This is a genomic window from Herbaspirillum sp. WKF16 (assembly GCF_028993615.1).
Classification (GTDB): Bacteria; Pseudomonadota; Gammaproteobacteria; order Burkholderiales; family Burkholderiaceae_D; genus Herbaspirillum.
Window position 1 is genome coordinate 455,758 of record NZ_CP118632.1, and the last position, 13,266, is coordinate 469,023.

At 57.2% G+C, this 13,266-nt stretch carries 13 protein-coding genes; 12 read left to right on the plus strand and 1 reads right to left on the minus strand.

Going from position 1 to position 13,266, the window contains the following annotated elements:
* Window positions 1-22 precede the first annotated feature (22 nt).
* Window positions 23-823 (plus strand): lysophospholipid acyltransferase family protein, encoded by an 801-nt coding sequence (locus Herbaro_RS02045; protein WP_275012180.1) that lies wholly within the window; start codon window positions 23-25, stop codon window positions 821-823.
* On the opposite strand, the gene Herbaro_RS02050 is transcribed toward Herbaro_RS02045, so the two are convergent.
* Window positions 753-1,592 carry a symmetrical bis(5'-nucleosyl)-tetraphosphatase gene (locus Herbaro_RS02050; protein ID WP_275012181.1) on the minus strand — a complete coding sequence of 280 codons (840 nt, stop codon included), beginning with the start codon at window positions 1,590-1,592 and terminating at the stop codon, window positions 753-755. The two genes, Herbaro_RS02045 and Herbaro_RS02050, sit on opposite strands and share 71 nt — an antisense overlap.
* 193 nt (window positions 1,593-1,785) lie before the next feature.
* On the opposite strand from Herbaro_RS02050, the gene Herbaro_RS02055 reads away from it, so the two are divergent.
* The 11 genes from Herbaro_RS02055 (at window position 1,786) to Herbaro_RS02105 (ending at window position 13,241) form a co-directional block, all read left to right on the plus strand.
* The gene (locus tag Herbaro_RS02055; RefSeq protein ID WP_275012182.1) at window positions 1,786-3,111 is read left to right on the plus strand and encodes a nucleotide sugar dehydrogenase; all 1,326 of its coding nucleotides are present in this window, start codon (window positions 1,786-1,788) and stop codon (window positions 3,109-3,111) included.
* Window positions 3,112-3,122: 11 nt separating this feature from the next.
* Window positions 3,123-4,184 carry a Gfo/Idh/MocA family protein gene (locus tag Herbaro_RS02060; protein WP_275012183.1) on the plus strand — a complete coding sequence of 354 codons (1,062 nt, stop codon included), beginning with the start codon at window positions 3,123-3,125 and terminating at the stop codon, window positions 4,182-4,184.
* A 1-nt stretch (window position 4,185) separates the two neighbouring features.
* A complete protein-coding gene (locus tag Herbaro_RS02065; RefSeq protein WP_275012184.1) occupies window positions 4,186-4,767 on the plus strand; it encodes an acyltransferase in 582 nt (193 codons plus the stop codon).
* The gene (locus Herbaro_RS02070) at window positions 4,767-5,864 is read left to right on the plus strand and encodes a DegT/DnrJ/EryC1/StrS family aminotransferase (protein ID WP_275013943.1); all 1,098 of its coding nucleotides are present in this window, start codon (window positions 4,767-4,769) and stop codon (window positions 5,862-5,864) included. Before Herbaro_RS02065 ends, Herbaro_RS02070 begins: the two co-directional genes overlap by 1 nt.
* An 87-nt stretch (window positions 5,865-5,951) precedes the next feature.
* Window positions 5,952-6,947, plus strand: coding sequence for an NAD-dependent epimerase/dehydratase family protein (locus tag Herbaro_RS02075; RefSeq protein ID WP_275012185.1), 996 nt, complete (start codon window positions 5,952-5,954; stop codon window positions 6,945-6,947).
* A gap of 13 nt (window positions 6,948-6,960) precedes the next feature.
* On the plus strand, window positions 6,961-8,103 hold the full coding sequence (locus Herbaro_RS02080) for a DegT/DnrJ/EryC1/StrS family aminotransferase (RefSeq protein WP_275012186.1): 1,143 nt from the start codon (window positions 6,961-6,963) through the stop codon (window positions 8,101-8,103).
* Window positions 8,104-8,105: 2 nt separating this feature from the next.
* On the plus strand, window positions 8,106-9,986 hold the full coding sequence (gene asnB, locus Herbaro_RS02085) for an asparagine synthase (glutamine-hydrolyzing) (protein WP_275012187.1): 1,881 nt from the start codon (window positions 8,106-8,108) through the stop codon (window positions 9,984-9,986).
* Complete coding sequence (locus Herbaro_RS02090; protein ID WP_275012188.1) at window positions 9,980-11,023, plus strand: GNAT family N-acetyltransferase; 1,044 nt, start codon at window positions 9,980-9,982, stop codon at window positions 11,021-11,023. Before asnB ends, Herbaro_RS02090 begins: the two co-directional genes overlap by 7 nt.
* On the plus strand, window positions 11,020-11,682 hold the full coding sequence (locus Herbaro_RS02095; RefSeq protein ID WP_275012189.1) for an acetyltransferase: 663 nt from the start codon (window positions 11,020-11,022) through the stop codon (window positions 11,680-11,682). The genes Herbaro_RS02090 and Herbaro_RS02095 overlap by 4 nt, the downstream gene beginning before the upstream one ends.
* A gap of 1 nt (window position 11,683) precedes the next feature.
* A complete protein-coding gene (locus tag Herbaro_RS02100; RefSeq protein ID WP_275012190.1) occupies window positions 11,684-12,313 on the plus strand; it encodes a class I SAM-dependent methyltransferase in 630 nt (209 codons plus the stop codon).
* Window position 12,314: 1 nt separating this feature from the next.
* On the plus strand, window positions 12,315-13,241 hold the full coding sequence (locus tag Herbaro_RS02105; protein ID WP_275012191.1) for a glycoside hydrolase family protein: 927 nt from the start codon (window positions 12,315-12,317) through the stop codon (window positions 13,239-13,241).
* Window positions 13,242-13,266: the final 25 nt, after the last annotated feature.

Below are 13,266 nucleotides of genomic sequence, written 5' to 3' on the forward strand. Positions count from 1 at the left end.
AGTCCAGCCAGGCAGACCTGACATGTTCGTCTTTCGTGCGTTGCGCCTGACCGCGCATTTGTTCCTGGGCATGGCGATCTGCGCCTTCCTGTTCCCGTTCACGTCGGACAAGGGCAGGGAAGGACATATCCGCCGCTGGTCGCGCAAGCTGCTGCGCATCTGCGGCATCGCCATCCGGATCGACAGCCCGCAGCCGATTCCGCGTTCGCTGCTGGTGGCCAACCACATCAGCTGGCTGGACATCTTCGTGGTGAACTCGCTGCAGCCCTGCCGCTTCGTGGCCAAGTCCGACATCCGCGGCTGGCCGCTGATCGGCTGGCTGTGCGCCAAGACCGGCACCATCTTCATCTCGCGCGGCAAGGCCAGCGACGTGCGCCGCATCTTCAAGGGACTGGTGGAGAGCATCGAGAAGGGCGAGCACGTGGCCTTCTTCCCGGAAGGCACGACCGCGCCGCAAGGCACGCTGCTGCCGTTCCACGCCAACCTGTTCGAGGCCGCGATCGACGCGAAGGCGTTGGTGCAGCCCTACGCGCTGCGCTACGTGGGACGCGACGGCCAGCTGCACCCGGCCGCCAATTTCATCGGCGAGACCACCATCGTGGAGAGCATCCTCGCCATCCTCAAGTCCGACGGCATGACCGCCGAGCTCAGGCAACTGCCGGTGATCGCCACCGAGGGCGCCCACCGGCGCGACTTGGCGCGCGTGGCGCGTGCGGTGATCGCCGAGGGCCTGGGTTATTCGGCCGACGAGCTCAGCCCGGCTTCTGCGCCTGCGGGCAGTCAACCTGGAACAGCGCCCGATCCTCAAGCCGTACCGCGCTGAGCTTGCCGCCCCAGACGCAGCCGGTATCCAGGGCGATGAGGTCGGGGCGCAGCACCAGCCCCAGCGTCGACCAGTGGCCGAACACCATGGTCACATCCCCGGTGCGCCTGCCCGGTACGTCGAACCATGGCATCAATCCCGGCGGCGGCTCCTTCGCGCCGTCCTTGGTGGCGAAGTCCATGGTGCCGTCCGCGCTGCAATAGCGGATCCTGGTGAAGGCGTTGATGATGCAGCGCAGCCGGTCGTGGCCGCTCAGCTCGTCGCTCCAGCGCGCCGGCTGGTTGCCGTACATGTGCGTGAGGAAATCGACCCAGCCGTCGCTTTGCAGCATCGCCTCCACCTCGCCGGCCAGCGCCAGCGCCTGTTCCGGATCCCATTGCGGCAGCACGCCGGCATGCACGACCAGGTGATTGCCTTCGCGGATGGCCAGCGGACGGCGGCGCAGCCAGTCGATCAGCTCCTCGCGGTCGGGCGCATCCAGGATCTCATGCAGGGTGTCGTCCTTGTGCAGCGGGCGAATGCCCTGGGAGACCGCCAGCAGGTGCAGGTCATGGTTGCCCAGCACGGCCCGGGCGCGACCGCCCATGGCCATGACGGTGCGCAGGGTTTGCAGGGATTGGGGGCCGCGGTTGATGAGGTCGCCGGCGAGGATCAGCGCTGACTGCTTCTGCTGCGCTTCAAGCGTCGCGAGCAGTCGTCTAAAAGGTAGATGGCATCCTTGTAAGTCGCCTATGGCATATGCGGTAGTGGGCTGATTCAAATGCTGCATTTGAGAATGAGTCGCAATTATGGTCGTGCGGGGCGGTCCGGCACATTAAAAAATAGCAACGTCGCCATCAAATTCGTTGCGGGAGCTCTGGCTTGATCGCCATTTTGCAGCGCACAGGAAGTACAATTGCAAATTGCCCTTCGGTGCGGTGCATTTTTTAGACGCTTATCTGGAAAAGATAGTCATAATTTATATGAATGAGAAAGTGAATGCGGTGAAGGCTGAATTAATCGCAAAATTACAAAACAAATCGGCTGTCATTGGTATCGTCGGTCTTGGATATGTTGGATTGCCGCTGATGTTGCGCTACTCCGAGATCGGTTTCAAGGTACTTGGCATTGATATTGATTCGGCGAAGGTTCAGAAGCTCAATAACGGAGAGAGCTACATTGAACACATTTCCGCCGATGCGATTGCCCGCGCCGGGAGTGCCGGGTTTGAGGCTACCACCGATTTTTCTCGTGCCTCGGAAGCGGATGCATTAATCATTTGTGTGCCCACGCCGCTCAATGCGTATCGCGAGCCAGATTTGAGTTTTGTCCTCAATACCGTTGAGGCGCTCGCGCCGCATATGCGTAAGCGCCAGATCGTGTCGCTGGAAAGTACTACCTATCCAGGCACCACGGAAGAAGAACTGAAGCCGCGTGTTGAGGCCGGAGGTCTGGTTGTCGGCGAAGACGTGTTCTTGGTGTTTTCGCCTGAACGCGAGGATCCGGGCAATCCAAACTTTGAAACCAGAACGATTCCCAAGGTATGTGGCGGCGTCACGCCGAATTGCCTGGAGGTCGGCGTGGCATTGTATTCGCCTGCGATTGATAAAGTGGTCTCCGTGAGCTCGACGCAAGCGGCCGAATTGACGAAGTTGCTGGAGAATATTCACCGCGCCGTCAATATCGGTTTGGTCAACGAGATGAAGATCATCGCAGATAAGATGAAGATCGACATCCATGAAGTGATTCGTGCAGCGGCAACAAAGCCGTTTGGATTTACTGCGTATTATCCCGGTCCGGGCCTTGGCGGACATTGCATTCCCATCGATCCGTTCTACTTGACATGGAAAGCCCGCCAGTACGGGCTGCATACTCGCTTCATTGAATTGGCGGGTGAAATCAACAGCGATATGCCGAGCTGGGTGCTGCAAAAGCTGACCGACGCGCTGAATGACCGCTCGCGCTCCGTCAAGGGGGCCAAAGTGCTGGTGTTGGGTATCGCGTACAAAAAGAACGTGGATGACATGCGTGAGTCGCCTTCGGTTGAGCTCATGGAGATTCTCCGCGACAAAGGAGCCCACGTTTCCTACGCTGATCCGCATGTGCCGGTATTTCCGAAGATGCGGGAGCATCATTTCGATCTGTCGAGCATAGAGCTGACCGCTGAGACGATAGCGTCCTATGATGTACTGCTGCTGGCGACAAATCACGATGCGTTTGATTACGAATTGATTTTGAATAATGCGAAATTGATTATCGACACCCGCGGTGTGTACCTGAGCGCCGCGCCCAACGTCGTGAAAGCCTGAGGACGCAATCGATGAGACACTATCCTCCCGCGATTACGGACCGCAAGATTCGCTTTGCAGTGGTCGGATGCGGCCGCATCTCCAAGAACCATATCGCATCCATTGGCGTGCACGAGCAACGCGCCGAGATCGTGGCTGTGTGCGACATCGACCCTGATGTTGCGCAAAAGGCGGCCGCTGAGACCGGTGCCAAGCCTTACACCAGCCTGGCCAAGATGCTCGAGGAGTCGAACGCCGACGCCTACATCTTGACGACACCGTCTGGCTTGCACTGCGAGCAGGCGATCCAGATTGCCGAGGCCGGCCACCATGTGATTACCGAAAAACCCATGGCGACCCGCTGGGACGATGGCAAACGCATGGTCGCCGCTTGCGACGCGGCAGGCGTGCGCCTGTTCGTGGTCAAGCAGAATCGCCGCAATGCCACGCTGCAGTTGCTCAAGCGAGCCGTCGAGAAAAAGCGCTTCGGTCGCATCTTCATGGTCAACCTGAACGTGTTCTGGACCAGGCCGCAAGAGTACTACGATAGCGCGAAGTGGCGCGGTACCTGGGAATTCGACGGCGGCGCATTCATGAACCAGGCCAGCCACTATGTGGATCTGCTGGATTGGATCGTCGGCCCGGTGGAGAGCCTGCAGGCTTACACGGCGACCCTGGATCGCGACATCGAGGTGGAAGATACCGGTGTCATCAGCTTGCGCTGGCGCAGCGGTGCGTTGGGTTCCATGAATGTAACCATGCTGACGTATCCCAAGAATCTTGAAGGTAGCATCACCATCCTCGGCGAAAAGGGAACTGCACGTATTGGCGGAGTTGCCGTCAATGAAGTGCAGCAATGGGAATTCGCGGATTCCGATGAAGACGACGAGAAGATCAAGGACGCCAGTTACCAGACCACATCGGTCTACGGCTTCGGCCATCCGCTCTACTATGACAACGTGATCAACGTCCTGCGCGGTGACGCATCCCCCGAAACCGATGGCCGTGAAGGCTTGAAGTCGCTGGAGCTTCTGATCGCAACCTACCTGTCGGCCCGCGATGGCAAGCGTATTTCCTTGCCGCTGGACTATTGAGATGAGTGCCCAAATCCACGCGACGGCCATCGTCGATGAAGGTGCGCTGCTCGGCGCGGGCACCCGTGTCTGGCATTGGGTGCACATCTCCGGCGGCGCCGTCATCGGCGACCGGTGCTCTTTTGGACAGAATGTGTTCGTCGGCAACGATGTGCGCATCGGCAACAACGTCAAGGTCCAGAACAACGTATCGGTCTATGACGCGGTGACCATCGAGGACGACGTGTTTTGCGGCCCCAGCATGGTGTTCACCAATGTCTACAACCCGCGCTCGGCGGTCGTTCGCAAGGATGAATACCGCAAGACGTTGGTACGCAAGGGCGCCACGCTGGGAGCAAATTGCACTATCGTGTGCGGTGCGACTGTCGGCGAATATGCCTTCGTGGCCGCGGGTGCGGTCATCAACCGGGATGTGCCGGCTTATGCGCTGATGGCAGGCGTGCCAGCGCGTCAGATCGGATGGATGAGTCGCTTTGGCGAACGCCTCGATTTGCCGCTGAAGGGCGACGCCATCACCACCTGCGTTCATACCGGAGTCCAATATCAACTGAAAGACGGCGTCTGCACATGTCTCACCCCATGATCCCCTTCATCGACCTGAAATCCCAATACAAAGCTCTGCAGCCGCAGATTCAGGAGCGTATCAATCGTGTTCTCGAGCACGGTCAATACATCATGGGGCCTGAGGTCAAGGAACTCGAGGAGCGGCTGGTTGCCTATACCGGCGCCAAGTATTGCATTACCGTGTCCAGCGGCACGGAAGCCCTCCTGATCAGTTTGATGGCGTTGGGTATCGGTCCTGGCGATGAAGTGATCACCACCCCGTTTACCTTTGTCGCCACCGCGGAGATGATCGTGCTGGCAGGTGCAACGCCGGTGTTTGTCGATATCGAGCCGGACACTTGCAACATCGATCCTTCGAAGATCGAAGCCAAGATCACCGGTCGCACCAAGGCCATCATGCCCGTGAGCCTGTATGGGCAAGCGGCGGATATGGACGAGATCAACGCTATTGCCGATCGGCATGGCATCGCCGTGATCGAAGACGCCGCTCAAAGCTTCGGTGCCGAATACAAGGGAAAGAAGAGCTGCAACCTGTCGCGTATTGGTTGCACCAGCTTCTTCCCCAGCAAGCCGTTGGGTTGCTATGGCGACGGCGGCGCGATTTTTACCAGCGATGAAGGTTTTGCGCAGGCGTGCCGCGAGATTCGTGTGCATGGCCAGAGCCAGCGCTATGTACACACCCGTATCGGCGTCGGTGGCCGTATGGACACGATTCAGTGCGCGATCGTGCTGGCCAAGCTCGATCGCTTCGAATGGGAAATCGAGCAGCGCAAGCGCGTCGGCGGCCGCTATAACGAATTGCTGGATGCGACGGGTGTTGCCCGCGTACAGCAGCGCGCCGACAGAACCAGCGTCTACGGCCAGTACACCGTTCTCGTCGAGCAACGCGCCGACATCCAGAAGTTGTTGACCGATGCCGGCGTACCTACTGCCGTGCACTATCCCGTTCCTCTGCATCAACAGCCTGCCTACAAACAGTACATCGGCAACGATCCGATGCCCCAGGCGGAACTGGCCGCGTCGCGCGTGATGAGCCTGCCGATGTCGGCGGATCTGACGGAGCAGGAGCAGGACCGTGTTGTTGCAGCCGTCTCGGAAGCAATGCGCGCCCGCTAAGACAATCGTTGCGTCATGCGGGGCGGGCGGTTTACGCCATCTCGCCGTGGGCAGGGCAACTGATCATTAACAAATTAGAGCGAAATCATGGAACTCAAGGGAAGCAAGATTGTAGTAGTGGGCGGTGCCGGACTGATCGGATCGCATACGGTGGATCATCTGATCAAGGAAGACGTCAAGGAAGTCGTCATTTACGACAATTTCGTGCGTGGCCGCCGCGAAAACCTGCAAAACGCCCTGCAAGATCCTCGAGTCAAGATCTTCGATATTGGCGGCGACATCCTGCAGACGGACATTCTCGAGGCCGCCTTTGACGGCGCCGACGGCGTGTTTCACTTCTCCGCCCTGTGGCTGCTGCAGTGTCATGAATTCCCGCGCAGCGCGTTCGACGTGAATGTGCGTGGCACTTTCAACGTCATGGAGGCTTGCGTGAAGAAGGGCGTCAAGCGCCTGGTCTATTCTTCGTCCGCCTCGGTCTACGGGGACGCGGTCGAAGAACCGATGACGGAAGACCATCCGTTCAACAACAAGAACTTCTACGGCGCCACCAAGATCGCCGGTGAAGCCATGTTGCGTTCCTTCCATCACCGTTATGGCCTGAATTTCGTCGGCTTGCGCTACATGAATGTGTACGGCCCCCGTCAGGACTATCATGGCGCCTACATCGCCGTAATCATGAAAATGCTGGACGCGATCGACAGGGGCGAAAGCCCGACCATCCTGGGCGATGGTTCCGAGGCCTTTGATTTTGTCGCCGTCGAGGATTGCGGCTTGGCGAACTTGCGCGCCATGAAATCCGACGTCGCGGATCGCTTCTACAATGTCGGCACCGGCAAGCGCACCTCGCTCAAGGAGTTGGCCGAAATGCTGCTGGAGCTGACCCATAGCTCCAAGCCTATCAACTATGCGCCGCGCAGTCAGGCAACCCTGGTGCGCAACCGTATCGGTTCGCCCAAGCGCGCGTCGGAAGAAATCGGTTTCACTGCCCAGATCGACCTGCGCGACGGGCTGCGTCGTCTCATCGAGTGGCGTGCCAATCACATCGAAGAAGTGCGTGCGCGCCGCGCTGCGGTCGGTATCTGAAGGAGAGCAGGCAATGAAGCGCACTGTCCAGATTTCCCTCCCATATACCGGGGAAGAGGAGTGGGAGGCCTGCCGCGAGCCGCTGATGAGCGGCTGGCTCACGCAAGGGCCGAAGGTGGCGGCTTTTGAGAAAGCGTTCGCCCAGCGGCATGGTGTCAAACGGGCGCTGGCCAGTTCCAATTGCACCACCGGATTGCACCTGATCCTGGCGGCAATGGGCATCGGCCCCGGCGATGAGGTGCTGGTTCCCGCGTTTACGTGGGTGGCGACCGCCAACGTCGTCGTCTATTGCGGCGCCACTCCAGTGTTCGTGGATGTGGAGCGGCATACCAATAACATCGATCCTGCCGATATCGCCAGGAAGATCACGCCGCGCACGAAGGCCGTCATCGTGGTGCACCTGTTCGGTCTGTGCGCCGACATGGACGCTATCCGCGCAGTCGTGCCTGAGGGCGTGAAGATCGTCGAAGACGCCGCCTGCGCCGCGGGAGCAAGCTACAAAGGCGTACACGCTGGCGGCTTGGGCGATGCGGCGGCGTTCTCCTTCCATCCTCGCAAGTCGATCACCACCGGCGAAGGCGGTATGGTCACCACCAATGACGATACCATTGCCAATGTGGCCGACATGCTGCGTAACCATGGCGCTTCGATCTCCGAAGAGCAGCGCCACAATGGGCCACGTCCGTACTTGCTCGCAGACTTCAATTTGTTGGGCTACAACTATCGCATGACCGACTTGCAGGGCGCGGTAGGCCTTGTGCAACTGGGCAAGCTCGACAAGCTCATCGCAGAGCGCCGCCGCTGGGCGGACTTCTATGTGGCGGAGCTGGCGGAAATCGACTGGCTGAAGATGCCGCGCTTCCCCGAGGACGGTGTGCATGCGCTGCAGGCTTTCGTCACGTACGTCGACCCGGAGAAAGCGCCCTTGCCGCGCAATGTCATCATGGAGCGCCTGCAGGAAAAGGGCATCTCCACGCGTCCGGGTACGCATGCGGTTCATATGCTGGGCTACTATCGCCAGACCTTCGGGCTGAAGCCGGATGATTTTCCTGCCGCGCGCGATTGCGACGCCAACACAATGGCCATTCCTCTGCATAATCGCATGACGGAAGAGGACTATCGTTACGTCGTGGATGCCATCAAGGCGTTGAACTGACGATGTGCGGCATTGCTGGCCTCGTCCGCCTGGACAACAAGGAGGTCTCCGCCGCCATCGTGAAGCGGATGACCGATGCCATCGCGCACCGCGGGCCTGACGGCGAAGGGCAGTGGGTCGATCGTAACGTCGGCCTGGGGCATCGCCGGCTGTCCATTATCGACCTGTCAAGTTCCGGCGCGCAGCCCATGGTCAGCGTCGATCACCGTTACCTGCTGAGCTACAACGGCGAGCTCTACAACTTTCGTGAATTGCGCAAGGAGCTGGAGGCGCTTGGCTACTGGTTCCGGTCGCAGACCGATACAGAAGTCGTCCTGAATGCGCTGTCGGAGTGGGGTGTCAAGGCGCTCGATCGCTTCAACGGCATGTTTGCGCTCGCCTTTTGGGATCGGAAGGAACGCAAGCTCCTGCTGGCGCGCGATCGTTACGGTATCAAGCCGCTCTATACTTGCAGCCAGGGCGGTTTCTTTGCATTCGGATCCGAGCAAAAGGCTATCCAGGCACTGCCGGATTTTTCAGCGCGCCTGAACAAGGAGGCATTGCTGGAATACTTCACGTTCCAGAACATCTTCACCGACCGCACCCTGCTGCAGGATATCCAACTGCTGCCCGCAGGGCACTATGGCGTGCTTGATCTCAATGCGCCGTCTCCTCGTTTCTCCACGACGCAATACTGGGACTATCGTTTCCGCGAGCCGGCGCATCGCGCAGATCCGGAGGAATATCGAGAAGAGCTCGATCGCCTGTTCCGCCAAGCGGTTAATCGCCAGCTGATGACGGATGTCGAACTGGGCAGCTATCTCAGCGGCGGCATGGATTCGGGCTCGATCACCGCCGTGGCGGCGCAGACCTTCCCATACCTCAAGACCTTCACCTGCGGCTTCGACCTCAGTTCTGCATCCGGCATTGAACTCGGATTCGACGAGCGTACCAAGGCCGAGGCCATGTCCTACCACTTCAAGACCGAGCACTACGAGATGGTGCTCAAGGCTGGCGACATGGAGCGTGCGCTGCCAAACCTCGCATGGCACCTGGAAGAGCCGCGGGTGGGGCAGAGCTATCCCAACTTCTACGCGGCGAAACTGGCGAGCAAGTTCGTCAAGGTCGTGTTGAGCGGCGCGGGCGGCGATGAATTGTTCGGCGGCTACCCCTGGCGCTACTATCGCGCGGTGGTGAACGACAATTTTGAGAGCTACATCGACAAGTATTACCTGTATTGGCAGCGGCTGATCCCCAACAGCGCGATCAAGGACGTGTTTGCGCCGATCTGGGGCGATGTGAGCCATATCCGAACCAGGGATATTTTCCGCGATGTATTCCAGCATCACGACACAACCTTGAGTTCTCCTGAGGATTACATTAATCACTCCCTGTACTTTGAAGCGAAGACCTTCCTGCATGGCCTGCTGGTCGTCGAAGATAAGTTGAGCATGGCGCACGGACTTGAAAGCCGGGTGCCATTCCTTGACAATGATTTGGTCGAGTTTGCGATGCGCTGCCCGGTGGATCTCAAACTAAACAATCTGTCCGAGGTCGTGCGTATCAACGAAAACGAGAGCGGCAACAAGACCGGGAAATTCTTCGAGAAGACCCGCGATGGCAAGCAGATTTTGCGCGATGTGATGAAGCGCCACATTCCCGAGGATGTCACGCAAGCAGAAAAGCAGGGCTTCTCCGCGCCGGACGCAAGCTGGTTCAAGGGCGAAAGCATCGATTTTGTCAGACGCAAGCTGATGGGCCGCACTTCGCCGATCTATGAATATTTTGATCGCACCAGTGTCGAAGCCTTGGTCAATCAACATTTGAACGGAACGCAAAACAGGCGCTTGCTGATCTGGTCTCTGTTGAACTTCAACAGTTTCCTCGAGCAGACCACATGCTGAACATCGTCTTGGAAAAAGGCGTGGGCGGCGACGAGATCCAGACCTACCTAGAGACTTGTCCCAACACGCTGATTTATACGACGCCTCGATTCATGCGACTGGTGTCCACGCATCTGTCCGCTGAAGCCGCGTGGCTGGTCGCCCGCGACGAGGGCAGCATTGCAGGAGTACTGCCGTTTTTGAAGAAAAGCGGAAAGTACGGAGCGGTCTTCAATTCCCTGGCCTACTATGGAAGCAATGGCGGCGTGGTGCAGCAGCATGAGCATCTTGAAGCCAAGCGCCGGTTGGTTGCCCGTTACTACGAGCTTGCCATGGAGCAGGGCGCCGCGAGCGCGACCCTCATTTCGAATCCGCTTGAGAAGGACGGGCCGTTCTATCACGAGGTAACGGCGTACGACTGCCTGGACGAGAGGATCGGCCAGTTCACGCATTTTGATGGGAAACCATCGTCTACGCTGATGGACTCCTTTCAGGATCCGAGGCCCAGAAATATCAAGAAGGCGATCAAGGAAGGCATTGAGATTTCCTGTTCCAACGACAGGCTGGCGATGGAGTTTCTTTATGAAACGCACGTGGAGAACATGCGCGCCATCGGTGGCCTGGCAAAGAGCAGGGAGTTCTTCGACCTGACCTTGTCATCGATGCCGGCGTCGGACTGGAAAATATATACAGCCAAAAAAGACGGGATACGCGTTGCGGCCTTGCTGGTCTTTTACTTCAACCGGACTGTTGAGTATTTTTGCCCTGTGGTCAAAGAAGCGTTTCGCAGCACCCAAGCCTTGTCCTTATCGATTTTTCGCGCCATGCAGGACGCCATCGACGCCGGCTGCGTGCATTGGAACTGGGGCGGGACCTGGCTGACCCAGGGTGGCGTCTACGACTTCAAGAAGCGTTGGGGGACGACGGATTATCAGTACTACTACTACACGCGACTTTTTTCGCCTGACGTTGTGAATGCGTCAAAACAAGAGTTGCTGCAAGAATATGCGGGATTTTTTGTCCTTCCGTTCAGTGCGTTGCGTAAGGAGGATGCATGAAAAAGAAGCTCGTTATTGTCGGTACCGGAAGTTTTGCCGAGGTGGTCTTCGCATACTTCGAAGAATTCTCCGACTACGAAGTAGTGGCGTTTGCCTGTGACCCGGAGTTCAAGAAGGCAGACGTCTATCTTGGCTTGCCTTTGCACTTGATCGACGAACTGCCGTCGAGGTTTCCGTCCAGTGATTTTGCAGTGTTCGTCGCGGTCGGATACCGCAAGATGAACAAGATTCGCCAGAGACTCTTCGAATCGATGAAGGAAAAAGGCTATGAATGCGCGACCTTCGTGCATCCCGACGTGAAAGTATGGAACTCTACGCAGCTGGGGGAAAATGTCTTCATCTTCGAAGACAATACTATCCAGCCGTTTAGCGTGATCGGGGATAACACGACGCTATGGAGCGGCAATCATGTCGGCCACCACGCCAAGATCGGCTGTCATGCTTTCATCTCTTCGCATGTGGTGATTTCAGGCGCGTGCGAGGTCGGGGACAATGTATTCATCGGCGTCAACGCGACACTCCGGGACGGAATAAAAGTGGCGGACGAGACCCTTATCGGTGCCGGATCGCTGATCATGCAGGACACGGCTCCTCGAAGCGTGTATATGCCAGAGGGTACTGAAGCAAGAAGAATTACAAGTAATCGATTGGGGTTTTGAGATGAGCGTCGACAACCAACTCAAGAAAATTGAAGAGCTTTACACATCGAATTTACAGCGTTTGGGGACAAGCTCTCAGTCGGTAGGCTGGAATAGTGAGGACAGCCAGAAGATGAGATTCATCAAGCTGGCGCAAGTCGTACAGGACCCGGATCAGCCGTTTTCCGTGAACGACTACGGGTGTGGCTACGGCGCGATGGCAAATTTCTTCGAAGATGAATTGGGTCTGCAAATCGCCGGCTATAACGGATACGACATCAGCAAGGAAATGCTGTCTTCGGCGAGTGCCGCCTTGTCGCCGAGGCAAAAAAATCTTCAGCTGATAGAGTCTCCGGACATTACGACAGAAGCAGACTATTCCTTTGTTTCAGGTACGTTCAACGTGCGTTTTGATGCTGAAAGAGCGGCTTGGACATCTTATGTTGAGCAAAAAATCGCACAAATGGATAGATTTTCTCGACGAGGTTTTGCGTTCAACATGCTGACCTCCTATGTTGATTGGGAAGAGCCGCATCTTTACTATGGCAATCCTTGCGACTGGTTCGATTTCTGCAAGAAAAATTTTTCCAAGCGAGTTTCTTTAATCCATGACTATCCTTTGTGGGAGTGGACGATCGTTGTGAGGAAATGAAATGAATCAGTGGAAAAAAGTTGGTTTCTATAAGCTGCCTGTGCGCCCCGAATTCGGGCTGTGTTCCCATGCGCAGCTGCCAACGGCGCTGGTGATGGATGAGCGACGGGTACGAGTGTATTTTGCCGCTCGCAATGAGCATCAGCATTCCGCCGTGCATTTCGTGGATATGCAGATCGATGGAGATGATCTTCGTTTTATTGAACCCAGCCCGCCTCTGCCTCTCCTTAAAGGCGAGGGAATCGGCACATTCGAGGAGCATGGAGTCTATGCATCCAGTGTCGTGTCCTTCCGCGGTAAATATTACATGTATTACATCGGATGGAACCGAGGCGCGGAGGCGCCGCTATTCTATGCTTCGATAGGTGTTGCTGTTAGCAATGATGGCCTGAATTTCGAAAAACTACCCGGTCCAATACTTAGCCGTGGAGAGCACGATCCTTGTTTTGTATCGTCCCCCAATGTTTATATCGAGGACGGTGTATGGCGCATGACATACATTTCTGGGGTGGCGTGGACCAAGGATGCCGATAGCCGATTGCAGTCACACTATCACATCAAACATGCTCAATCCAATGATGGAATCCTATGGCGGCGTGATGGGAATGTCGCAATTGATTTTGCGCCGGGCGAAAAGAATATCGCGCGTTCCTCGGTTGCTAAATTCGGTCCCGACGATTACCGCATGTGGTTTTCCTATGTCGATCCTTCTCTGGGGAAGTACCGGATAGGGTACGCGGCATCGAGGGACGGTTTGGCTTGGAGCAGAGACGATGAACTCGCTGGCATCACCGTTGGCGATGAGCTTGCCAAGGTAATGATTGCCTATCCAAACGTGTTCCAATTCCAGGGCCGTTGGTGGATGCTTTATAACGGTGACGAACTCGGGAAGCATGGGTTTGGTGTTGCGGTTCTTGCTCCCGCCTGAAGTCATCTTTCAGCAGACTCTATAA